The organism is Photorhabdus temperata (genome assembly GCF_025384845.1).
GTDB lineage: Bacteria > Pseudomonadota > Gammaproteobacteria > Enterobacterales > Enterobacteriaceae > Photorhabdus > Photorhabdus temperata.
Genome location: NZ_JAJAFX010000027.1, coordinates 1 through 24,036 on the forward strand (window position 1 = coordinate 1; position 24,036 = coordinate 24,036).

Genomic DNA, 24,036 nt, shown 5'->3' on the forward strand with positions numbered 1-24,036 from the left:
AAAATCTTTTGACGCGGCCACGATATTTTTGGCCTGAATATGGCTGGGTATCTCCTCGCCTGGTATACAGATTTGCCCGATGTCCAGTGTTCGTGCTTGTGTATCAAATTTTTGATATTGGCAGTAAAAGTCGCGATGATGGTGCTCTGTTACGGGTTTTGCCTGATGATCATAAAATGTGAGATTAATTTGACTGCCATTGAATGGTGTTTCTTCGCGTATATGGTCAAAAAGCAATATGTTGTCACCGGGTTCGGCAAAATGGTGGGCTGTCAGTTGCGCGCTATTGATAAGGGGAACACGGTGGTCAGATCCATCAGCGATTTCCTCTGGTTCAGATTGGAGTTTAATGTTGTCAATACTAAAAATTTCATCTGCTGCCAATACATAACGCGATTTGTCCTTTTCAAATGCTATCGGTTTTGTTCTTGTCGAAGACAGGTTGATAACCGGTACGCAGTGGGGAATAAACGCGGGGGTAATGTCCTCAATGGGAATGTTGCAGTCGAATTCCAAGATAAGGGTAAATTGCTTATCTTCTCCCAACGGGAGCTCGGAGATCTCCTCCGATAAGTCAAATGACATAAAGTCATTAACGTGTGGCAGATAGAGGTATTCGTATAACACCTGCAACGGCCAGAAATAGTCATGGGGTCTCGGCAATACCAGATTTTCCTTCAGACGTGGAGCTATCTTGATACCCGGCCACATCTTTTTCTCTGCCAGGGATGTTTTCAGATAAGTCTTGTCCAGCGACTGATCCAGGTATTTCGTCAGTAAAGACGCCAGTTTTTGATCTTCTCCCAGAAAAAGTATGACGGGCCCGGTCTTCCAGTGGGGAGTTTGCCCATGATATTGAAAGGTCAGCGATATCAGGCTTTTGTTTTCGCTGTGTGTCAGCGTTTTATGGATCAAAGTGACCGGTTCAATGCTGATATCTTGGGTGGTTCTGAACGTCATTGCTGGGTTATGTTGTAGGGTGGAAATTCTACTGCCTTTGGCGATGTGTGTGGCTTCAGTCATGCTGCCCGGTTGAATAGCTAACTGGATAACGCTGGTTGAAGGGATAGGGTGTAACGGTATCGGCCAGACCTTTCGTAAAAGAGGGTAAACCACTTCAGGGAAACCATCGTCAATTTTTTGCTGAAGACCCGCAGTCAGAAGCGCAAAACCTTCCAGTACCCGGAGAATATCCGGGTCACCAGACTCGGCGGTAAATGGAGCCAGGTGTGGATGCTCTTGTGCCGCGTGATGCATATCCTGCTTTATTTGAGAGAGTGCTTCTCGGTAGAAGTCTTCAAAATTTTTCATATTTACGCTTGTCTCTTTTGTATTCAAATATTAATGTTAATTTATGTTTCAATCTAATCAATATCAAGGTTGATATTTTAAAGATGTGTAAATATCACTTTAAAACAGTCAATAATGTAAATTTTATAGGTGTTTAAGTAACATGATGATTTAATTTATTTCAAAGAGTTTGATTTAGGGAGGTTTTCCTTAATTAAGTTGTGGCGCTATGATAGTCAGATGTCATAAGCTGAAATTAATATTTAACTCATAGTTAAGAGGGTAAAAGATGTTACGTTCCATTATTTTAGTTGGAGATTCGACTTCGCATGGCGGCAAGGTGCTGGCAGGTGATGGCGGTTTTGATGTGTCAGGGACGAAAGCGGCCCGGGTTGGGGATCCGGTATCCTGTCCAAAATGTGGTGGTAATCAAACCATCGTGGAAGGGACGACTGGCGTAGTCAGCTCTAATGGGCAAATGTATGCACTGGAGGGGATGAAAACCTCTTGTGGGGCGACATTGATTGCTTCGCAAAGTCTATTTCAGGCATAGGATGGCGGTAAAAGGTAATATTTTGCCTGAAATAGAGCGAGTTGGTTCAAATATGGATGCTCAGTTCTTCATTCTCTTTTTATAAACTACCCGGTTGGCGTGGTGGGTTTCGTCCTGACATATTGGTCGTCGCACTGCGGATATTCTGACCAATTATATCAATGCTAGCCTGAAATGGCGGGAATGGCAGAGTAATACCATGCTTGTGAAATTCTTGCAGAATAAGCTGGTGGATTTCATGGCGGACAGGCATCCGGTGCCCCATTTCAGCGGCATAAATACGTAATTCAAATATCTGAATGCCGTGCTGGAGATCAACCAGATACACTTCAGGCGCCGGGTTATCCAGGATCAGAGAGCTGCGTTTGGCCGCATTTAACAGGATTTGGGTGATTTTTTCGCTGTTATTCTCTGCCGGAGCAGGAATTGTCAGTACGACACGGGTGATGGTGTCTGACAATGACCAGTTAATAAACTGCTCAGTGATAAAGGCTTTGTTAGGAACAATAATTTCTTTCCGGTCCCAATCTGAAAGCGTCGTTGCCCGTGTATTGATCTTGGTGATGCTGCCAGTCAGATTGCGGATAGTGACGGTATCACCGATACGGATGGGTTTTTCAAACAGGATCATCAGGCCAGAAACGATGTTGGCGAAGATTTCTTGTAAGCCAAAACCAAGCCCAACCCCCAGTGCGGCAACAAGCCATTGCAGTTTTGACCATTCAATGCCAATCATCGAGAAACCTACCAGACCACCGATCAGCGTAATGGTGTATTTGGTTAGTGTGGTAATGGCAAAGCCGGTACCTGGGGCCAGTTCCAGATGCTGCAATAAGGCCAGCTCAAGCAGGGCAGGCAGGTTACGCACTAGCTGAGTTGTGATAATAATCACCAGTATGGCGATTAATACCGAGCCCATTGTGATCGGTTGAACTGTTTCTACATTGTTTATCGTTGTGGTGACATCCCACAGGCGGATATTTTCCAGGAATGAGAAAGCTGAATGGAGTTCTGACCAGAGCAAAATCAGTGAAACCAATGCAAACATGGTCAGAATTGAGCGTACCAATCCCAGGGATTGAGCACTGATTGCATCCAGGTCAATAATGGGTTCGTCAACTTCAATGGAACCTTCGATGCTGCTTGAACTCGTTGAGTCATCTTCGCCTTTGGCGCGTTGAGCCAGAATTTCCGCCCGCCGCTGTTTTGCCCGTTCAAAAGCAATTCGGCGCCGCTGAATCAGCATCCAGCGCCGGATAATATGGTAAATAACCAGCAGGAAGAACCAGATAGCAACGGAAGTCTCCAAACGTCCCAGTAATGCCTGTGATGTACTGAAATAGCCCAGTATGGAAGCCAGAGCTGCGATTATCGGCGCAGAGAGTAAAATCCACCAGAGAGCCGTATTGATAACGTTTTCACCGGAGCCATTTTTATCCAGATAGAGCGGGACTCTTGCCCGTTTCAGGCTGCTGGTAATCAAGCTTAAGGAGACGCACAGTATTAGGAAACAGAGCCTGCCAAGTGTGGAGGCAAATTCTCGATCACTGTAATGTTCGAAAGTGATTAATGCCATCACCAATGGCACGATGGCAAAGATAGAGAGTTGGTAGAATCGTAATGCGCGTTTGACTCGTTCTTCCGGCCAGCGAAAATGGGCGATGAATAGGCCATTTGGGTGCGCAAATGTCGCACTCAGCATAAAGATCCATAATACGGGAGTCGTCGCACTGACACCATAACCAATGGCGATCGCCATAGGATACTGCCAGGCGCTTTGCAGCCCATAGCCGATCGCAGACCAGAGCATTGGCAAAGGTAACGCAACAATGACCGACCAGAACACGGTACGCAAAGTAAGGGAGAAGTGATCATATGTTACTTTGCCGATGCGGTTACTCGCGCGTTCAAGAAATGCGTGATAGTGGCGGAGAGAACTGACGCTGAATATGACAAGAAATAGCGCGCCAAGCAGATATAGCAGTGTATCCTGAGTGGTCAGCATGACTATCAGGGCACCACTTAACTGAGAGAAAGTATCCAGTGATAATAAGCGGGTCAGATCCTGTACAACACTAATAGGGTAATCGAGAGAAACAGGATTAACATCTGCGACCCAGAACAGATAACGGTGGGTGGCTTCTTTTACTTCGGTCAGTGCATCGTTTAGCTGATTGGTAGAGACTTTTAGCTTGGTTAGTTCAAGAATCTCACTGTCATAACCAGATAATAGTGAGTTGAGTAATTCTTTGCGGGTACGAATCAGGGAATCGTAAATCCGTTCTTGTTCGGCCGTCAGTGCAACGTTGTTTGCTTGCGTTGGTTTTGTTTCTTTCTGTAACTGTTCCAGCATATCTTCGTATTTCAGCCGATCGACCCTGAATTTGACAATATTCCGGTCAAGTTGCTGAGGTTTAGACATGTCGGGCAAACGGGCAAGCTGAGTTCGAAGTGCTTCTCCAAGCGTCGTGGAGCTTCCAAGCCATTGGGCTTGTTCACGAATGGTACTCAATGCTTGCCGGACTTGAATAGTATCACTGGCGGCCTGGCGTTGCTTTGAGCCGATGGTATTCATTCGTTGCGCTTGCTGATTTAACTCCTGAGATAAATGACGGTTCAGTTGTAATTCATCAAGCAGAAATTTTGGTAGCTGACCACTCTGTTCTGCCAGCATTTCTGTATGTTCCAGAGCTAATTCTGCTTTTTGCTGGCGTTGTGCGTTAAGTTGGCTGCGGAGTTGTTGCAGCTCAAGATCAAGTCGCTGATAACGCTTTTTAAACAGATCAACTCGCATACGGGAAATTTCCTGCCGGTTATTGGCAGAAAGTTGAGCTATTTCCAGTTCATTCACTGTAGCTTTGTGAGCGTTTACTTCGGCTTGAGCTAAAGCAAATTGGGCTTCTCCTAACGGAGTGGATGGTGTTTCTGATGATTGAAGGCGAGAGGATGCTTCAGTCAGAAGGCGTCGTGCTTCTGATTGTTGTTGGGGTAATAATCCAAGGGAGTCGCTGATTTCCCGTCCTTTGTCCTGCTCTTGCTGTAATTGCCCACCTTGGTCCAGTAACCGACTGCTGATCTGAATGATCTGCTGCTCAAGATTTGCGATTGACTGGTTAGCAGGAATTTGGCGGGGAGTATCACTTTCAGCAAGTAACTTTTGACGAAGCTCTCTGATTATTTTTGGGAAATCATCAATGGTCGCCTGATATTTCTGTGTTCTGTCGTTGGCAGATTTAGTATCGGCAATCCAATTGAGCGCCCCTTGAAGCGCCTGAGCAACTTCTGCATCCTGCGGATTTTTACTGGATTCAATTTGTTTCAGTTCTTGTTTGAGCTGGTTTTCATCAAGTTGAGTAGCAGCAAAAACCGGACTAATAATGAGCAGGCTAAGCAATAAGCTGACAATCAGGCGCACGATAGAGGGCTCTCCTTGGAAGGGGATTAGCTTATGTTATCAGTAGGTTCTTCAGGCATAATCGCCTGGGCTAATAGTTCACCCATGCGGGTTGCTGAACCACTGCTTAAGTTCCCAGCTAGCTGCACCTGATTTGCTGCGAACAGGTTAATAACGGTAGAGCCCAGTTTGAAACGGCCCATTTCCTCACCTTTCTTCAAAGAGACAGCGCCAGTTGTACCGGCTTCAGGGTAAGCCCAGCGTTTGATAATACCTTCCCGTGGTGGCGTAATCGTTCCACACCAGGCCATTTCAATACTGCCGACGATAGTTGCACCAACCAGAATCTGTATCATTGGACCAAATTGAGTATCAAACAGGCAGATGACTCTTTCATTACGGGCGAACAGGTTTGGCACGTTGGCGGCAGTCAACGGATTGACAGAGAACAGATCGCCTGGGACATAGATCATCTCTTTCAGCAATCCGTCGCAGGGCATATGTACACGGTGATAATCCTTTGGTGATAAGTAAGTCGTTACAAACTGCCCATCACGGAATATCTCTGCCAACTGATAGTTGCCGGCTAGCAGAGCTTCAAGGGTGTAGTGGTGCCCTTTGGCCTGAAGTATCTGGTCTGTCCGGATATTACCTAATTGACTGATAATACCATCAGCAGGCAGCGCTAATTGATGTTCTTCGCTGACAACTGGGCGAACATCCTCTTTTAATGGGCGGATAAAGAATTCGTTGAATGTTGTATAGGCGGAAAACTCAGGTGCTTTCGCTTCATTCATATCCACTTTATAAACACGGGCAAACGCCTTAATTGCCAGTTGAGTCAGCCAGCCGGCCTTTTTATTTGCAAACCAGCCTGCCAGATTCGTAATTCCTTGTTTAGGCAATAAATAATGCAACCTGATTTTAATGTTATCCAGCACGTCAACCTCTTGGATGTTATTTTATCGGCAAATTAGATAAAAGGGGGCTATTGTACCTGTCCTTTTATTTAATGTCAGTTATACCCTTCATCTTTCAAGTTGCTGCTTTGTTGGCTGCGCTCACTTACCCCAGTCACATCGTTATCTATGCTCCTGGGGATGCGTTCACTTGCCGCCGCGCTGCAACTTGAAATCTATTGGGTATAGCTATCGTTATCTGTAAACGTCTTGCGTGGTTTAATTTGGTCCATGCTGTCGAGAATACGGTGATAATTTTCAAAGCGTTCTTCAGTTATTTTGCTATCTTCTACTGCTTTCCGTAACGCACATTCTGGATCATCCCGATGTTTACAATCGCGGAATTTACAGCTTCCCAGATAATCGCGGAATTCGACGAAACCCTGAGTTATCTGTTCTGGTGTTAAATGCCATAGGCCAAATTCTCGGACACCTGGAGAATCAATTACATCACCGCCATGTGGAAAATGATAAAGGCGGGATGCCGTGGTGGTGTGTTGACCTAAACCGGAAACTTCTGAAACTTGATTGACCAGAATTTTTTCTTCATCTTCCGGCAGGAGCGTGTTCAGTAAACTAGATTTACCCACTCCAGACTGACCGGCGAAGATACTGATTCTGCCTGCGAGTATTTTTAGTAATTCTTCCATACCTTCACCAGTATGGCTTGATAACTTTAATACTCTGTAACCAATATTATGGTATGTGGACATGACTTCATCGACCCATTCACGGCTTTCTTCGTCCAACAGGTCAATTTTATTCAGCACAATTAATGGCTCAATGCCCAGTGTTTCACAGGCAACAAGGTAGCGATCGATAATATTGAGTGAAAGTTCAGGGAGAATGGCTGACACAATAACTATCTGGTCAATGTTGGCGGCGATAGGTTTAATGCCATCATAGTAGTCAGGGCGTGTCAGTACAGAAGTCCGCTCGTGAACCGCTTCAACAATGCCATTGACTTTAACATCTGTTTGCGTTTGCAGCGAAGGACGCCATACCACCCGATCACCTGTGACTAATGAACGGATCGTTCTGCGAATATTACAACGTTGTATAGAACCGTCTGTTGCTTCTACATCAGCATGTTGGCCGAAACGGCTGATAACCAGCCCTTCCTGAGGTTCACCTAACTGGCTATCATCCATTTCAGGTTTATTATCCTGTTTTTTCAGTCTGCGCTGATGATTTGCCTGTACCCGCCGTTGCTGGCCTTTGGATAATTTATTCTTAGCCACCGAACCTCACTTGTTCCATATTTATCGCTGCTATTTTCTAAAAGCGCTATGATACACCATCCATCTTTACCTCCAAAGGGTACTCCCGCCGACATCAGGCGGGAGGGGAATTTGGACGGGCTTGAAAAGCCCGTAGAATCATCAGCCACGCTGATGTTGAATGTATTGTTTCACCACTTCCAGCGGTGCTCCACCGCATGAACCCGCAAAGTAGGAACGAGACCAGAGAACTGCCTTTCTGTATGCTCCGCGTAAGTCCAGAAACTCATTACGTCAGCGACGGGAAAGGCTGAATGTCGTGAACAATTAATTTTGTATTTTTGCATTGAAGTTAGCCGAAGGCACAGTAAAATAGAGAATAAACCGACTACACACTGAATGATAATGCTAATACTGAAAGCCTACAAGTTCAGACTAGAGCCAACTGAAGAACAGTCGCAGCGTTTGCGACAGTTATGCGGGTGTGCTCGTTTTGTCTGGGATCACGGACTTGAGGTAACAAAACACATTCTGGATTCTGGCGGAAAACTTCCCTCCGCGTTTGAACTAAACCGAATGCTCACGGGGTGGAAAAAAACACCGGAATACGCCTTCTTACAGGAAGCTTACACCGATAACCTTCAACAAAAACTTAAAGACTTACATGGGGCATGGAGGCGTTGCTTCGATAAAACACTGGCAGCGAAAGCGCCTGTATGGAAACGAAAAAATGACGGCAGGGATTCAATCCGGTTCGTCAATTTTGAAAAATATTGTCTCCTTGAAAATCGCAGAGTCAGGCTGCCTTCTGGGCTCGGATGGATAAAGTTCCGGCAATCGCAGGAGGTGAACGGCAAAATCAAAAATGCCACGATCAGCCAGTCAGCGGGTAAGTGGTATGTGTCGTTTCAAGTCGAGATAGAAGCCTCTGAGCCACACCACGAATCAACAACAATGGTTGGTCTGGATGCCGGGATATCGAAACTGGCGACGCTCTCAGACGGTACGATATACGAACCCGTCAACAGTTTTAAAACCCGCCAGCGCAAGCTGGCGAAGCGCCAGAGACAGTTAAGCCGCAAAGTTAAGTTCAGCGCCAACTGGCAGAAACAGAAGCGAAAAATTCAGCGTCTGCATTCGCACATCGCCAATATCCGGCGCGATTACCTTCATAAGACCACCACGAAAATAAGCAAAAACCACGCGATGATCGTGATTGAAGATTTGAAGGTCAGTAACATGTCGAAGTCAGCGAAAGGCACAGCAGAACAGCCCGGAAGGAACGTTCGGGCTAAATCAGGCTTAAATCGCGCGATACGGGATCAGGGCTGGTATGAAATGCGCCGTCAGCTAGAATATAAGCAGCTCTGGCGCGGCGGTCAGGTACTGGCAGTCCTCCGGCATACACCAGCCAGCGGTGCGCATGTTGCGGTCATACAGCAAAAGAGAACCGCTTGTCACAGAGTAAATTCGTGTGCCAGGTGTGTGGATATACCGCGAACGCAGATGTAAACGGCGCTCGTAACATGTTAGCGGCAGGACATGCCGTGCTTGCCTGTGGAGGGACGGAGCAATCAGGCCGCCCGTTGAAGCAGGAACCAGACGCAGAGCGATCAGCCGTCGCCCACTAACGGGGATCCCCCTCTTGAGTCACGAAGTGCGAAAGTGGGGGAGGATGTCAATAATAAGAACTATCTCTCCAACCTAGGATATAACATGTCAAAAAGTGAGCACAATCTTATCTGGATAGATCTGGAAATGACGGGTTTAGATCCAGAGCGGGATCGCATTATTGAAATTGCGACAATTGTTACTGATGCAAATTTGAATATTCTGGCTGAAGGGCCGGTCATTGCGATTTATCAGTCTGATGTGCAACTTGCTCTGATGGATGAATGGAATGTGCGTATCCATACTGGTAGTGGGTTGGTTGAACGTGTTAAAGCAAGCAAAATAGATGATCGTGCGGCAGAGAAGGCGACGATTGAATTTTTGGAAGAGTGGGTTCCCGTGGGGGCTTCACCTATTTGCGGTAATAGTGTTGGTCAGGATCGGCGTTTCTTATTCCGTTATATGCCGGAGCTGGAAGCCTATTTTCACTACCGTTATCTGGATGTCAGTACATTGAAAGAATTAGCCCGTCGCTGGAAACCGGAAATCCTGGCGGGATTAAAAAAGCAGAATACTCATCAGGCACTGGATGATATCCGCGAATCAGTGGCTGAATTAGCTTATTATCGGGAACATTTTATTCAATCGGAATAAGAAAGTTTTATTTTGTCTTCTGCTGGCTATGATAACGCAAGCTCAGTGTGACGATTATTAATCCCCGTTGGTGTTTATTAAATCACCATTTGACCGAAAAATTTGTTTTTTTGCGTTGAAGGGGCTTGCGAGCGCAACGATTTTTCGTATAATGCGCTCCCCGTACCGATGAAGAATTTTATCAGGTATGGCATACTGAAAGATATGCGGGAATAGCTCAGTTGGTAGAGCACGACCTTGCCAAGGTCGGGGTCGCGAGTTCGAGTCTCGTTTCCCGCTCCAAATTTCGATTTGTAATCAGTATGTTATTTCAGGCTATCATTAGTCAATCAGTGACGCGGGAATAGCTCAGTTGGTAGAGCACAACCTTGCCAAGGTTGGGGTCGCGAGTTCGAGTCTCGTTTCCCGCTCCAAAGTTTTAAGTCGGTTATGTTGTTTCAGGCTATCATTAGTCAGTCAGTAATGCGGGAATAGCTCAGTTGGTAGAGCACGACCTTGCCAAGGTCGGGGTCGCGAGTTCGAGTCTCGTTTCCCGCTCCAATCCTTATTTTCATGTCGATAATCCAGAAGTGTTTTTTCCTTTATCAATCCTATTTTCACGCAATAGAACCCGTTGCATGATGTTGTAAACATCGTCTGAGTTATTGATAAACTTTTTATCTTTACTTGTGAATTTAAAGGTAATTGAATGCTATTAACACCTACCGGGAAAATCTAACCATTCAGCAACCGGCGTATAAGTAGGGTTTGCATATCCCGCCGACCATCGGCAATCACAAAAATCACCACCTGTTGACCTATGAGCTGATAAATGATCCGGTATAATACCTTCAATGATACTGATGGTTATGTTGCCTGAGAGCATTTATTGGCGTGACTTTCCGTTAAACCTGAAACCATTAGGTTTCAGGTCGGGTTGCTCAATACTGATAGTCGACGATGATCGTATTGTAGTGAGACGGATAAACAGGGTAACTGCCACCGCTCAAAATCCCACTAATTCTAAAGGAACCTTTGGCATCCTGGCCGCTAAAGGCATTTGTGGAACCATTGAGGCTGCCGGAGACATCCAGGCATTGCGATGGGTTGGAGGAATATCTTGGGGTGTAACAAACGTTGAAAGTCTGAGTTGTTGCACCATTGGCATACAAGCCGATATTCCAGGATACTGTTGTGATAGTTGCCCTTGTCGGTACCGAAGTCGGTGTGCTAAAGAAGTTTGAGTTGGTGAAGCCTCCAGCGTAAACGTTTGGAGCACGAATTGTTTGTGACCAACTGCTGGTAGCGGCAAAAGACATTTGAGCTGCGGTGAATGCTAGAAAACCTACTGCAATTTTGGTGAATCTTTTCATTTTTCGATCCTCATTGCTAGTTAGTTGTCTGATCGTTATCTGCATGCAACAACTGTGCGAAGTCCGATATGATCGGTGCACATGGAAATTGCTTGCTTATTGATTCCTATTGTTTATCCAGATCCTCCTTGAACAAACAAAAAGGATCTCATCGTAATAGACAGTAGATCAAGTGAAAGCCTTAACTGAATGTTTAAATTGTGCGCCGACTCTACAGCTAATGTATGATGTTTGTCCGTTAAGAGTTATTGCTTGGTTATAGGCTCTCTGTCTTTCTTTGGCACAGGACACGTAGGAAGAGGAAAGGCATGATCCTTTAACTCCGAAAGTTTTTTCAACTTCTGCTTGCCAAACTTTTGAGGGTGGTACATAATGCACTCCTTTCAACGATGATCTATTTAAAAATCTCTGTTGAATCAATAAGTTAAGTGGGATTCAAGCGGTTTGCTTCCCTCTCCAAGTTTCTTCCCCAATGATAATACTCGCTTATTTTGATTCGATTTTTGGGCTATAGGGTTCGGTGCTGATTTCTATTTTTTATCCACAGAATAGAAAGTGATTTCCTGTTAAATAAGTACGACACCTTAAAATTACCACACAGACTTATCCACAGGCTGTTTCTTTCAGATTTTCCTGATCTTACATTTTATAAAATTAATGTTTCTTCTGTAAGTTATTGATAGTTTTTCGGAATAGTCCTTTATTAAGAAATACCATACTGATCACTTGCGCTTTTTTTGAGCATTGATCAGCAAGGGATTTTTATTTTATTCACAGGAAAATTATTTGAATTTTTTTATACACTGCCGGGATGGCTAATAATTAAGCATCTCTGGGTAAGCCTTTGGTTATCGCTCGGATAAGCCGTTTTTGTTGAGAAGTTTGTACATTGACAGTATTGGTTGCCCGGCGAGTCATTTGTTGGTCAATAGCCCAATGAATATGCTCATTAAGCATTGTGTTTAATCCTAGTTTCTGTTGCAGAGATAGAACGATGTTGTCTTGATATGGCGCGTTTCCCAAGGCAACCGCAATATTGCGTAACCAGCGTAAATGCCCGATACGGCGAATTGCAGAACCTTCTGTTATTCGCAGGAATTTTTCTTCACTCCAATTGAATAAATCTAATAATTCCGGCGTATGTAATGTTGCCCGGGGGCTGAAATCACCTTCATCTGTTAGTTGGGAAAAGCGGTTCCACGGACAAATAATCTGGCAGTCATCACAACCATAAATGCGGTTTCCCATCAGTGGGCGAAACTCTTCAGGAATAACACCTTCCAATTCAATAGTGAGATAAGAAATGCAACGGCGAGCATCAATGGTATAAGGAGCGATAATTGCACCTGTTGGGCAGGTTGTTATACAGGCCACACAGCGGCCACATTGTTCTTCTTGTAGCGTGTCTACAGGTAGGGGAAGATTTATCAGTAGTTCACCAAGAAAGAACCATGAGCCGGCTTCTCTATTAAGAATAAGCGAGTGTTTACCAACCCAGCCTAATCCGGCCTTAGCAGCGAGTGGGCGTTCCATTATTGGTGCAGAATCAACAAAAGGCCGGAAATTAAGGATGCCTTGATATTCGAAGTCATGGCAATAGTCTTGAATTTGTTCACCCAGTTTCTTCAGACGTTGGCGCAGTAGTTTGTGATAATCTCTTCCCAAAGCGTAACGGCTTATATAACCGAGTGCAGAATCACTGAGTGTGCTGGCAAAAGAGGCTTTGGCAGGGAGATAATTCATTCTTACACTAATGACGCGCAATGTTCCTGGCAGCAGCTCATTTGGGCGGGCACGCATCATACCGTGGCGTTTCATCCATGCCATTTCACCGTGATATTGTTTATCCAGCCATTCTTGGAGTTTCGGCTCTTCTGCTGATAAATCAATATCACAAATGCCAACTTGCTGGAAACCAAGAGAGTGGCCCCATTGTTTGATGTTTGTGACCAGGAGATTGAGATCGAGAGAAGTTGCCATGGTGGAAATTAGTTTATGCTGCAAGGAACCGCAGTATAGCATAATCTGTTGCAGGCCAAAAATAGTGAGTTCAGCGGTGAAACTGAGTAGAAGATGTTAAATGTTGATAATAGAGTTGTGTTAGGGTTATTGTTTTAGCTGACGAATTAATAAAACAGCAGATATTATTCGATGAAAGAACTTGTTTTATCACTTCAAGATGAAGAAGCGACGGTTTCCCTTGGAGGTGCGGTTGCGGCTGCCTGTAATCATGGCAGTGTAATTTATTTATATGGTGATTTAGGCGCCGGTAAGACGACATTCAGCCGTGGTTTTTTACAGTCCCTGGGCCATCAAGGGCATGTAAAAAGCCCAACCTACACTTTGGTTGAACCTTACGCTTTAACACCGAGGCCGGTTTACCATTTTGATCTTTACCGGTTGGCTGATCCGGAAGAGCTGGAGTTTATGGGAATTCGTGATTATTTCCATCAGGATGCTATTTGTCTGGTGGAATGGCCTCAGCAAGGAGAAGGTGTATTGCCGGATGCGGATATTAAATTACATTTGAGTTACCAGCCCGAAGGGCGACAGGCACATTTTATTGCTTTGTCTGAATATGGCGAGAGTCTGTTAGATAATTTGAAATATTTATGAGGGATCACCCGACCATGATGCACCCTTTAGTTGCAAAAATGATAAAGAAATGGCAAATCAGTTTTATGATAATTTGCTGGCTGTTTATCATGATGAGCAGTTTAGTGGTGGTAACAGCGACAGCGGCGACTTTATCCAATATCCACGTGAGTAATAGTGTCAGTGAATCCAAAGTGACGATGGTTTTTTCAGGTAGTCGCCCTGATTACAGCTTTTTCCCATTGCATTCACCGGAACGTTTAGTGGTGGATATTCACCAGTCAGGAAATATTATTGGCTTGCCAATGAATTTGCCGGGACTGGATTTAGTGAAGAAAATTCGCGCCAGTCAGGCACCTGATGCACAAAAAAAACGTATTGTGTTTGAACTAAATAAAAAAGTTAAAGTCAACTCTATAGTGCAGCAGTCGGGTAGTGAATATCGGGTTATTTTTACCTTGCGGGCTTCTGGTGCTTCTGTCAGTAATCCTGTTTTCAGAGAAAGTTCACAAGGGGCAGCCAGTAAATCAGCCATTACTGATAATAAACCGGCGGCGACAAAAAAGGCGACGCCACAAATGACTTCCAAGGGGAGTCAGAGGGTTGTTGTTGCGATTGATGCGGGACATGGTGGACAAGACCCCGGCGCGATTGGGCAACATGGACTGAAAGAGAAGAATGTCACTATTAGTGTTGCACGTAAATTGGAAGCGCTATTGCGCAATGATCCTATGTTCAAACCCGTTTTGACCCGTAGCGGAGACTATTTTATTTCTGTTGCAGGTCGTTCTGAGGTTGCGCGTAAGCATAGCGCGAATATGCTGGTTTCTATTCATGCTGACGCTGCGCCCAATCGCAGTGCGCGTGGTGCTTCTGTCTGGGTACTGTCAAACAAGCGAGCAAACAGCGAATTGGGTAATTGGCTTGAGCAGCATGAGAAACAGTCTGAATTACTGGGCGGTGCAGGCGATGCATTGGCAAATGGTGCAGATCCTTATCTAAGCCAGGCGGTACTGGATTTACAATTCGGTCACTCTCAACGGGTGGGTTATAACGTTGCAGTACAGGTTTTGAGTGAGTTGCGCAAAGTTGGTTCATTACATAAACGTTCGCCAGAACATGCCAGTTTGGGTGTGCTACGCTCACCGGATATCCCTTCAATTTTGGTAGAAACTGGATTTATCAGTAACTCAGCTGAAGAAGCATTGCTTGATTCCAGTGATTTTCAGGATAAGCTGGCAAGCGCTATCCATCAAGGATTGCGCAACTATTTTCTGGCGCATCCATTACAGGCTGCACCTAAAGCAGCCAGGAAGTAAGGGTTAAATATGGCGATCAAGATTTTACCTCCTCAATTGGCAAACCAAATTGCTGCTGGCGAAGTAGTAGAACGTCCTGCATCAGTAGTCAAGGAGTTGATGGAGAATAGTCTTGATGCTGGAGCCAGCCGCATTGATATTGAAATTGAACGCGGTGGAGTAAAACTTATCCGTGTCCGTGATAATGGTTGTGGAATCAATCATCAGGATCTTGCTTTGGCACTGGCTCGTCATGCCACCAGTAAGATTGCCACACTGGATGATCTGGAAGCGATTATCAGTATGGGATTCCGCGGAGAGGCGCTGGCCAGTATCAGCTCAGTTTCGCGTCTGACATTGACTTCCCGTACTGAAGGGCAGAATGAAGCCTGGCAAGCATACGCTGAAGGACGGGATATGGAAGTCACCGTGAAGCCGGCTGCTCATCCGGTAGGTAGTACGGTTGAAGTGTTGGATCTGTTTTATAACACACCCGCGCGGCGTAAATTTCTGCGAACAGAAAAAACGGAATTTGGTCATATTGATGAAGTTGTCAGGCGTATTGCGCTAGCGCGTCTGGATGTATCAATCAATTTGCATCATAACGGCAAGTTGGTTCGCCAGTACCGGCCGGCAAAAGAGGAATCACAGTATGAACGACGTTTGGCTTCTATTTGTGGTACCGCTTTTATGCAGCAGGCGCTTGCTCTTTCCTGGCAGCATGGGGATTTATCCATCAAGGGATGGGTTGCTGATCCGATGAATGCGACGGCGAGTGGAGATATTCAATATTGCTATGTTAACGGACGTATGATGCGTGATCGCTTAATCAATCATGCTATCCGTCAGGCTTATCAAGATTTGATCAAGGGAGAACAGCAGCCGGCTTTTGTTTTGTATCTGGCAGTTGATCCGCATCAGGTGGATGTTAATGTACATCCGGCGAAGCATGAAGTTCGCTTCCATCAGGCTCGTCTGGTACACGATTTTATCTATCAGGGGGTCACTGCCGTATTAAAACAGCGCGGAAGCGGCGTTGAGCTGGATATGGCATGTTGTGAACCTGCGCCGGTCTGGGAGCCGGAAAACCGCCCATCAGCAGGAGAAAATCATTTTTCCCGGCAAAATAACACCGCATCTGCGGCAACTTCATCACCAAAAGAGGTTTTGTCAGGCAAGAGTAGTACGGGTTTTTCCCGCAGTGGTGAAAACCGTCAGTATCATGGAGACAATTATCAAAAACCTCAAGGTGAGCTGTATCAGAAGCTGATGCAATCTGTGCCGGAACCCGAAGAGAAAAGAGAGCTGTTCCCGGCAAGAATCGCTCCTGTTATGGCGGCAAAAGTGACGCCTGTTCCTGTTCAGGTTAAAAATAACAGTCATAGTTTTGGTAAAGTGTTGAGCATATATCCGCCATGTTACGCTCTGATTGAATCTCCGTTAGGTATTGGGCTGTTATCTTTGCCGGTCGCTGAGCGCTGGTTAAAACAAGTACAGTTGACACCAACGGAGCAAGGACTAAAACCACAACCACTTTTGATCCCGCTGAAACTGGCTCTCAGTAAGGAAGAAGCTAGTGCTTTAAATCGTTATAGTGACTTATTAGGCTCTTTTGGTATCGAAGCGTCTGTATCTCATGGAAAAGCAACACTACGTGCTGTATCGTTACCATTGCGCCAGCAAAATTTGCCCAAATTAATTCCTGAATTGTTAAACTATTTGGCTCAGCAGCCATCAATATCGGCAGAACAGATTGTAACTTGGCTTGCTCGTCATATTGGCAGTGAGCATGAAACGTGGAATGTTGCTCAGGCAATACAGTTATTGGCTGATGTTGAGCGGCTTTGCCCACAACTGGTAAAATCTCCACCAGATGGGCTATTACAATTAATTGATTTACAAGCAGTGGTGGCATTCCTTACTCATGAGTGATCAGAAAACTCAACATCTGCCAGCGGCAATCTTTGTTATGGGGCCGACGGCCTCAGGCAAAACCGCCTTATCTATCGCTTTGCGCCAGCATCTTCCTGTGGAACTGATAAGCGTTGATTCTGCGCTGATTTATCGTGGAATGAATATTGGTACAGCTAAACCAACAACAGAAGAGCAAGCGTTGGCGCCTCATCGTTTGATCGATATTCTTGACCCTTCTCAGCCTTATTCTGCGGCTGATTTCCGTCAGGATGCGTTAAGGGAAATGGCGGAAATTACCGCTTCTGGGCGTATTCCTCTGTTAGTTGGCGGAACTATGCTCTATTTCAAGGCATTACTTGAAGGTTTATCCCCTTTGCCTTCTGCTGATCCGGTTATTCGGGCGCAAATAGAGCAGCAGGCAGCAGAGCAAGGATGGAATGCATTGCATCAGCAGCTACAGAAGGTTGACCCTGTGGCGGCGTTAAGAATTCATCCCAATGATCCACAGAGGCTTTCCCGGGCACTGGAAGTTTTTTTGATTTCAGGTAAAACTCTCACTGAGCTGACGAGATTGTCAGGAGAAGTGCTTCCTTACCGTGTCCATCAATTTGCTATTGCGCCGGCAAAGCGTGAGATCCTTCATCAACGTATTGAAGCGCGTTTTCATCAAATGCTTGAATCAGGATTTGAAGAAGAAGTTAAAGCACTTTATGCTCGTAATGATTTGCATGTGGATTTACCTTCTATTCGTTGCGTTGGTTATCGTCAGATGTGGTCCTATCTTTCCGGCGAGATTAACTACGATGAAATGGTTTATCGCGGTATTTGTGCAACACGCCAATTGGCAAAGCGTCAAATAACTTGGCTCAGAGGTTGGGAGTCGGTTCATTGGTTGGAGAGTTCTCAACCTGAACAGGCTTTAAGCACAGTTATGCAGGTTGTTAGTGCATAGGTTTATTGATTGTGTACAATTGATGAGTACCAAAGCGCAATTTTTGAGTAGTTCATTTTTTCGAACCTCCAGGTTCTTAGTTAAAAACAACAAAATAAGGAAAATATAGAATGGCTAAGGGGCAATCTTTGCAAGATCCGTTCCTGAACGCGTTACGGCGTGAAAGGGTCCCGGTTTCTATTTATTTGGTCAACGGCATCAAATTGCAGGGTCAGATTGAATCTTTTGACCAGTTTGTCATTTTACTGAAAAATACGGTTAGCCAGATGGTTTATAAACACGCTATCTCGACTGTCGTACCTTCCCGCCCAGTTTCTCATCACAGTAGCAATACGGGTGTAGGGGCAAGTGTAGGTAATTACCACTCTGGTGGAGCTTCCGCTCCGGCAGCACAACAGGAAAGTGATGGCGCTGAATAAGCTTGAGAACGGTAACAAAATGAAGAAAAACATAGGTAGGGAGACTTTACCTATGTTTTTTCCTATAGTTTTTTACTCAGCCTGAGAGGTCTTACCTTTGTTTGAGCGTTATGAAGGCGGTGAACGAGCCGTTGTGGTGCACATTTTCTTCTCGCAGGATAAAGACACAGACAATCTCAGTGAGTTTGAATCACTGGTAACTTCTGCTGGTGTGGTTCCTGTTCAAATTGTCACAGGGAGCAGAAAAGCACCTCATCCGAAATATTTTGTCGGAGAAGGTAAGGCTGAGGAGGTTGCTGAGGCTGTACAGGCTAGTGGTGCTGATGTTGTGCTGTTTAATCATACTCTTAGCCCTGCGCAAGAGCGTAACCTTGAACGGCTCTGTCAGTGTCGGGTGATTGATCGCACTGGTGTGATTCTGGATATTTTTGCTCAACGGGCACGGACTCACGAAGGGAAGTTGCAGGTGGAGCTGGCGCAGTTACGCCATCTTTCTACCCGTCTTGTCCGGGGATGGACTCACCTTGAACGTCAAAAAGGTGGGATTGGTCTAAGGGGGCCGGGGGAAACTCAGCTTGAGACAGATCGGCGTTTACTGCGGGATAAGATCCGTCAGATTCTGAACCGCCTTAGTCGGGTTGAGAAGCAGCGTGAACAGGGACGTCAGGCGCGGAATAAGGCGGATATACCGACGATTTCTCTGGTGGGATATACCAACGCTGGGAAATCAAGCTTATTTAACCGTATGACGTCCGCTGAGGTTTACACGGCTGATCAGCTGTTTGCAACACTGGATCCAACGTTGCGGCGGATTGGAGTTGATGATGTTGGCACGGCAGTGTTGGCTGATACTGTTGGTTTTATCCGTCATTTGCCTCATGATCTGGTTGCGGCATTTAAAGCGACATTGCAGGAAACCCGGCAGGCAACACTATTGCTGCATGTTGTTGATGCTGCGGATAGTCGCCTGGACGAAAATATTACCGCGGTTGACAGTGTACTGGAAGAAATTGAAGCTCATGAAATTCCGGTACTGCTGGTGATGAATAAGATTGATATGCTGGAGGACTTCACCCCGCGTATTGATCGCAACGAAGATAACTTACCGGTCAGAGTTTGGTTGTCGGCGCAAACCGGTGAAGGTATCCCGTTGTTGTTACAAGCGTTAACGGAGCGCCTTTCGGGTGAAATCGCACACTACGAATTGCGCTTGCCGCCAGAAGCGGGTCGTTTACGCAGCCGCTTCTATCAACTTCAGGCAATAGAGAAAGAGTGGATAGAAGAGGACGGCAAAGTTGGTATTGAAGTGAGAATGCCGATTGTTGACTGGCGCCGTCTGTGCAAACAAGAACAGGATTTGTTTGATTATATCGTCTGATGTGCTTGTCAGATGAATATCTGAAAACTTGTGTGATTGAGAGTTGATTTGTTTACAAGCAGCTCTTGGCCTGAAAAACCAATCATAAAAGAATGGAGCGAAAACATGGCGTGGAATCAGCCCGGAAACAACGGACAAGACCGCGACCCGTGGGGGAGCAGCAATAATAATAGCGGCAACTCCGGCGGGAACAAAGGTAGTCGAAACCGTGGGGCATCTGATCTCGACGATCTGTTCCGTAAGCTGAGCAGTAAACTCGGTGGTTTCGGTAGGAATAAGGGCGGTAATGGCTCTGATCAGGGGGCAAAATTTGGCGGGCGTATTGTTAGCCTTGCTGTTGTTGCGGTCGTCGTGATCTGGGCCGCCAGTGGTTTCTATACGATTAAAGAAACAGAACGTGGTGTTGTTACCCGTTTGGGTAAATTGAGCCATATCGTGCAGCCAGGTCTGAACTGGAAACCAACGTTCATTGATGAAGTGGTTCCGGTCAACGTGGAATCTGTTCGTGAACTGGCGGCATCCGGTGTGATGCTGACTTCCGATGAAAACGTTGTTCGCGTGGAAATGAACGTTCAGTACCGTGTGACGAATCCAGCCGCTTATCTCTACAGCGTAACAAGCCCTGATAACAGCCTGCGTCAGGCAACTGACAGCGCGGTTCGCGGTGTTATCGGCAAATACACTATGGATAAAATCTTGACTGAAGGCCGTACTATTGTACGTAGCGATACCCAGAAGGTACTGGAAGAAACGATTCGTCCATACAAAATGGGTATTACTTTGCTGGATGTTAACTTCCAGACTGCCCGTCCACCGGAAGAAGTAAAAGCGTCATTTGACGATGCGATTGCTGCTCGGGAAAATGAACAGCAGTACATTCGTGAGGCGGAAGCTTACGCTAATGAAGTTCAACCGCGTGCAAATGGTCAGGCTCAACGATTAATCGAAGATGCTAAGGCTTATAAAGCGCGTGTGGTATTGGAAGCGCAGGGTGAAGTGGCGAGTTTTGCCAAGATGCTGCCTGAATATAAAGCAGCACCGGAAATTACCCGTGAGCGTCTGTATATTGAAACTATGGAAAAAGTACTGAGTAATACCCGCAAAGTTATTGCTAATGAGAACAGTAATAACCTGATGGTCCTGCCATTGGAGCAAATGTTCCGTAGCGATGCAGCCAGTGGTAAAACAGCCGTGGAAAGTCAGCTTGGTAATACAACTGTTTCTAGTTCGCGCATTACTCGCCCGACAGCACCCTTAAGTTCAAACCGGACAGTAGATTACAACCGTACTGATAATCTGCGTAACGATACTGTCAGAGTAGGGAGACAATAATCATGCGTAAGTCATTCCTCGTTATTATTGTTGCTGTATTGGTGGTTTTGTATACTTCAGTGTTTGTTGTGCATGAAGGACAGCGCGGTATTGTTCTGCGTTTCAGTAAGGTTGCCCGTGACGCGGAAAATAAACCGATTGTTTATGCACCGGGTTTGCACTTTAAAGTGCCATTCATTGAAACAGTGAAAACACTTGATGCTCGTATCCAGACTATGGATATTCAGGCGGACCGTTTCCTGACCAGTGAAAACAAAGACCTGATTGTCGATTCTTACCTGAAATGGCGCATTATCGACTTCAGCCGTTACTATCTGGCTACCGGTAATGGTGATATTTCTCAGGCTGAAGTGCTGTTGAAACGTAAGTTCAGTGACCGTTTGCGTTCTGAGATTGGTCGTCTGGATGTTCGCGGCATTGTGACTGATTCCCGTGGTAAGCTGACTACCGATGTTCGTGACGCCCTGAACAAAGGTACGACTGACGGTGAAGCGGTGGCTACCAGTGAAGCCGATGATGCGATTGCCTCAGCGGCGGCTCGTGTAGCGAAAGAAACTGCGGGTAAACAACTGGCTATTAACCCGAACAGTATGGCTGCTCTGGGGATTGAGGTTGTTGATGTGCGTATCAAACAGATTAACCTGCCATTGGAAGTTTCAGAAGCTATCTTCCAGCGTATGCGTGCAGAACGTGAAGCGGTAGCCCGTCGTCATCGTTCTCAGGGTCAGGAAGAAGCAGAGAAATTGCGCGCAACATCGGATAAACAAGTGACTGAAACATTGGCAAGAGCGGAGCGTGAAGCCCGTACCTTGCGTGGTTCCGGTGATGCAGAAGCCGCTAAACTGTTTGCTGATGCATTCAGCAAAGATCCTGACTTCTATGCCTTTATCCGTAGCTTACGTGCTTACGAGAAAAGCTTCAGTGAAGATGGGAAAGATGTTCTGGTGTTAAGCCCGGATACTGATTTCTTCCGTTATATGAAAGCACCTGAAAAACGTGCAGTTCAGCATTGATAGATGTTTGAATATCTAAGTAAGGCCCGCATCAGGCGGGCCTTGTCGTGTCAGGTGGTCAACAAAAATAACAGATGTGATAAAAATTACTGAAAGGTGTGGAATGAGATGATAGAATCCATTTTTAAGCAACCGAGTGAATTTTGAAATGGGTAAGAACGTTGTCGTATTGGGCACCCAATGGGGTGACGAGGGCAAGGGCAAGATCGTCGACTTGCTGACTGAACGAGCTAAGTATGTTGTTCGTTATCAAGGGGGCCATAATGCTGGTCATACACTGGTTATCAACGGTGAAAAAACCGTTCTCCACTTAATCCCATCGGGGATCCTGCGTGAAAATGTTATCAGCATCATCGCAAACGGAGTCGTATTAGCACCTGACGCGCTGATGAAAGAGATGAACGCATTAGAATCCCGGGGTGTTCCTGTCCGCGAGCGTTTGCTCATTTCAGAAGCTTGTCCGCTTATTCTTCCGTACCATGTTGCGTTAGATAATGCCCGTGAAAAAGCACTTGGCGCAAAAGCAATTGGTACAACCGGCCGCGGTATCGGCCCTGCGTATGAAGACAAAGTTGCACGTCGTGGTCTGCGCGTTGGTGATTTGTTTGATAAAGAAGTATTTGCGGCCAAGCTGAAAGAAATTATCGAATATCATAACTTCCAACTGGTTAACTATTACCAGGAGCCGGCGGTTGATTACCAGAAAACTCTGGACGAAATCATGGCTGTTGCCGATATTCTGACGGGTATGGTTGTTGACGTTTCTGACTTGTTGTATAAAGCAACTCAGAAAGGTGAGCTGGTTATGTTCGAAGGCGCACAAGGCACGCTGTTGGATATCGACCACGGTACCTATCCATACGTGACCTCTTCCAACACCACGGCGGGTGGCGTTGCAACAGGTTCCGGTTTAGGTCCACGCTATGTTGATTATGTTTTGGGGATTATCAAGGCTTACTCCACTCGTGTTGGTGCTGGCCCATTCCCAACTGAATTGTTTGATGAAACTGGCAATTACCTGCGTGAAAAAGGCCAGGAGTTCGGGGCGACTACGGGGCGTAGCCGTCGTACTGGCTGGCTGGATATCATTGCTATCCGCCGTGCAGTACAAATCAACTCACTGTCTGGTTTCTGTATGACCAAACTGGACGTACTGGATGGTTTGAAAGAAGTAAAAATTTGTGTTGGTTACCGGATGCCTGATGGTCGCGTGGTTGAGACAACACCTCTGGCTGCGGATGACTGGGAAGGTATTGAACCTGTTTATGAGATTATGCCTGGCTGGGACGAAAGTACTTTTGGTGTGAAAGAGCACAGCAAATTGCCTCAGGCGGCACTGAATTATATCAAACGTGTAGAAGAGCTGACCGGCGTTCCGGTTGATATTATTTCTACAGGCCCGGATCGTTCAGAAACTATGATTCTGCGTGATCCGTTTGATGCTTGATTGTGTCACATAATCAGGTAAAGCCGGGCTTTTCAGCCCGGTTTTTTGCTATCTATTATGGTCTTTTTTGCTAACTACCAGATGATTAACATGATTTCGGCCAATTCAAGGTATATAAATTGAACAAATACTTATTTTTTTAATTTGTTCTCGGATATATTAGCTTATATCTCATTATCCAGAGGTTGATGTGCAGTTAACGAGTTTTACAGATTATGGCTTGCGCGCGCTAATTTATATGGCTGCTTTACCGCAAAACCGGATGACCAGTATTTCTGAAGTCACTCGTGTTTATGGTGTTTCTCGTAACCACATGGTAAAAATTATTAACCAGTTGAGCCACTTAGGATTAGTGGATGCTGTTCGTGGTAAAAACGGCGGCATTCGTCTGGGTAAGCCGGCAAAGGATATTAGAATTGGTGATGTCGTTCGTGCTCTCGAACCATTATCATTGGTTAATTGTAGTCAGGAATCTTGCCATATTACCTCTGCATGTCGCCTGAAAGTGGTATTAAATCAGGCAATAGAAACATTTTTGAATGAACTGGATAAGCATACTTTAGCTGATATGGTTGAAGATAATATCCCCCTTTATAAGCTGCTTCTGACCGAATGAAGAAATGGCGCAAACAGCCTGCTGATGACAACGGAGGAA

General features: G+C 45.7%; 18 protein-coding genes, 3 tRNA genes and 2 pseudogenes. 16 read left to right on the plus strand and 7 right to left on the minus strand.

Features of this window, described 5'->3' with window-relative positions; translation table 11 throughout:
* On the minus strand, positions 1 to 1,311 hold a 1,311-nt coding region (locus tag LGZ99_RS12010; protein ID WP_262979140.1), incomplete at its 3' end, for a type VI secretion system baseplate subunit TssF.
* Positions 1,312 to 1,579: 268 nt separating this feature from the next.
* Between LGZ99_RS12010 and LGZ99_RS12015 the strand changes: the two genes are divergently transcribed.
* A complete protein-coding gene (locus LGZ99_RS12015; RefSeq protein ID WP_262979141.1) occupies positions 1,580 to 1,843 on the plus strand; it encodes a PAAR domain-containing protein in 264 nt (87 codons plus the stop codon).
* A 79-nt stretch (positions 1,844 to 1,922) separates the two neighbouring features.
* Here LGZ99_RS12015 and mscM read toward each other — a convergent pair whose 3' ends face one another.
* The 4 genes and pseudogenes from mscM to LGZ99_RS12035 form a co-directional block, all read right to left on the minus strand.
* Positions 1,923 to 5,258: a miniconductance mechanosensitive channel MscM gene (mscM, locus tag LGZ99_RS12020; RefSeq protein ID WP_021322944.1), complete on the minus strand. Its 3,336-nt coding sequence runs from the start codon at positions 5,256 to 5,258 to the stop codon at positions 1,923 to 1,925.
* Positions 5,259 to 5,284: 26 nt separating this feature from the next.
* The gene (gene asd / locus LGZ99_RS12025; RefSeq protein WP_262979142.1) at positions 5,285 to 6,178 is read right to left on the minus strand and encodes an archaetidylserine decarboxylase; all 894 of its coding nucleotides are present in this window, start codon (positions 6,176 to 6,178) and stop codon (positions 5,285 to 5,287) included.
* Positions 6,179 to 6,372: 194 nt separating this feature from the next.
* Positions 6,373 to 7,437, minus strand: a complete 1,065-nt coding sequence (gene rsgA, locus LGZ99_RS12030) for a small ribosomal subunit biogenesis GTPase RsgA (RefSeq protein WP_262979143.1) — start codon at positions 7,435 to 7,437, stop codon at positions 6,373 to 6,375.
* A 141-nt stretch (positions 7,438 to 7,578) separates the two neighbouring features.
* Positions 7,579 to 7,710: pseudogene (locus tag LGZ99_RS12035) on the minus strand (transposase); the annotation flags it as partial.
* 111 nt (positions 7,711 to 7,821) lie between these two features.
* Here LGZ99_RS12035 and LGZ99_RS12040 point away from each other — a divergent pair.
* From LGZ99_RS12040 to LGZ99_RS12060, 5 genes and pseudogenes are all read left to right on the plus strand, one after another.
* Positions 7,822 to 9,047 (plus strand): annotated as a pseudogene (locus LGZ99_RS12040) (RNA-guided endonuclease InsQ/TnpB family protein).
* Positions 9,048 to 9,132: 85 nt separating this feature from the next.
* Positions 9,133 to 9,681 (plus strand): oligoribonuclease, encoded by a 549-nt coding sequence (gene orn, locus LGZ99_RS12045; protein WP_262979144.1) that lies wholly within the window; start codon positions 9,133 to 9,135, stop codon positions 9,679 to 9,681.
* 206 nt (positions 9,682 to 9,887) lie between these two features.
* Positions 9,888 to 9,963: transfer RNA gene (locus LGZ99_RS12050), tRNA-Gly, on the plus strand.
* A gap of 55 nt (positions 9,964 to 10,018) precedes the next feature.
* A tRNA-Gly gene (locus LGZ99_RS12055) sits at positions 10,019 to 10,094 on the plus strand.
* Between the two features lie 51 nt (positions 10,095 to 10,145).
* A tRNA-Gly gene (locus LGZ99_RS12060) sits at positions 10,146 to 10,221 on the plus strand.
* 380 nt (positions 10,222 to 10,601) lie between these two features.
* On the opposite strand, the gene LGZ99_RS12065 is transcribed toward LGZ99_RS12060, so the two are convergent.
* Entirely contained in the window at positions 10,602 to 11,033 is a 432-nt protein-coding gene (locus LGZ99_RS12065; protein ID WP_021322941.1) for a flagellar protein FlhE, read from the minus strand.
* A gap of 822 nt (positions 11,034 to 11,855) precedes the next feature.
* Positions 11,856 to 13,013, minus strand: a complete 1,158-nt coding sequence (gene queG, locus LGZ99_RS12070; protein WP_021322940.1) for a tRNA epoxyqueuosine(34) reductase QueG — start codon at positions 13,011 to 13,013, stop codon at positions 11,856 to 11,858.
* Positions 13,014 to 13,184: 171 nt separating this feature from the next.
* On the opposite strand from queG, the gene tsaE reads away from it, so the two are divergent.
* From tsaE to nsrR, 10 genes are all read left to right on the plus strand, one after another.
* On the plus strand, positions 13,185 to 13,649 hold the full coding sequence (tsaE, locus tag LGZ99_RS12075; RefSeq protein WP_021322939.1) for a tRNA (adenosine(37)-N6)-threonylcarbamoyltransferase complex ATPase subunit type 1 TsaE: 465 nt from the start codon (positions 13,185 to 13,187) through the stop codon (positions 13,647 to 13,649).
* Positions 13,650 to 13,663: 14 nt separating this feature from the next.
* On the plus strand, positions 13,664 to 14,947 hold the full coding sequence (amiB, locus tag LGZ99_RS12080) for an N-acetylmuramoyl-L-alanine amidase AmiB (protein WP_036839764.1): 1,284 nt from the start codon (positions 13,664 to 13,666) through the stop codon (positions 14,945 to 14,947).
* A gap of 9 nt (positions 14,948 to 14,956) precedes the next feature.
* Positions 14,957 to 16,858, plus strand: a complete 1,902-nt coding sequence (mutL, locus tag LGZ99_RS12085) for a DNA mismatch repair endonuclease MutL (RefSeq protein WP_262979145.1) — start codon at positions 14,957 to 14,959, stop codon at positions 16,856 to 16,858.
* The gene (gene miaA, locus LGZ99_RS12090; protein ID WP_036839707.1) at positions 16,851 to 17,792 is read left to right on the plus strand and encodes a tRNA (adenosine(37)-N6)-dimethylallyltransferase MiaA; all 942 of its coding nucleotides are present in this window, start codon (positions 16,851 to 16,853) and stop codon (positions 17,790 to 17,792) included. Before mutL ends, miaA begins: the two co-directional genes overlap by 8 nt.
* A gap of 110 nt (positions 17,793 to 17,902) precedes the next feature.
* On the plus strand, positions 17,903 to 18,211 hold the full coding sequence (hfq, locus tag LGZ99_RS12095; RefSeq protein ID WP_023044707.1) for an RNA chaperone Hfq: 309 nt from the start codon (positions 17,903 to 17,905) through the stop codon (positions 18,209 to 18,211).
* A gap of 97 nt (positions 18,212 to 18,308) precedes the next feature.
* Positions 18,309 to 19,589, plus strand: a complete 1,281-nt coding sequence (gene hflX, locus LGZ99_RS12100) for a ribosome rescue GTPase HflX (RefSeq protein ID WP_262979146.1) — start codon at positions 18,309 to 18,311, stop codon at positions 19,587 to 19,589.
* A 105-nt stretch (positions 19,590 to 19,694) separates the two neighbouring features.
* On the plus strand, positions 19,695 to 20,921 hold the full coding sequence (gene hflK, locus LGZ99_RS12105) for an FtsH protease activity modulator HflK (protein WP_036839710.1): 1,227 nt from the start codon (positions 19,695 to 19,697) through the stop codon (positions 20,919 to 20,921).
* 2 nt (positions 20,922 to 20,923) lie between these two features.
* Complete coding sequence (gene hflC, locus LGZ99_RS12110; RefSeq protein ID WP_021322934.1) at positions 20,924 to 21,934, plus strand: protease modulator HflC; 1,011 nt, start codon at positions 20,924 to 20,926, stop codon at positions 21,932 to 21,934.
* A 148-nt stretch (positions 21,935 to 22,082) separates the two neighbouring features.
* Positions 22,083 to 23,381 carry an adenylosuccinate synthase gene (locus LGZ99_RS12115; protein ID WP_036839765.1) on the plus strand — a complete coding sequence of 433 codons (1,299 nt, stop codon included), beginning with the start codon at positions 22,083 to 22,085 and terminating at the stop codon, positions 23,379 to 23,381.
* 190 nt (positions 23,382 to 23,571) lie between these two features.
* Complete coding sequence (gene nsrR, locus LGZ99_RS12120; RefSeq protein ID WP_021322932.1) at positions 23,572 to 23,997, plus strand: nitric oxide-sensing transcriptional repressor NsrR; 426 nt, start codon at positions 23,572 to 23,574, stop codon at positions 23,995 to 23,997.
* The last annotated feature ends 39 nt before the right edge of the window (positions 23,998 to 24,036 follow it).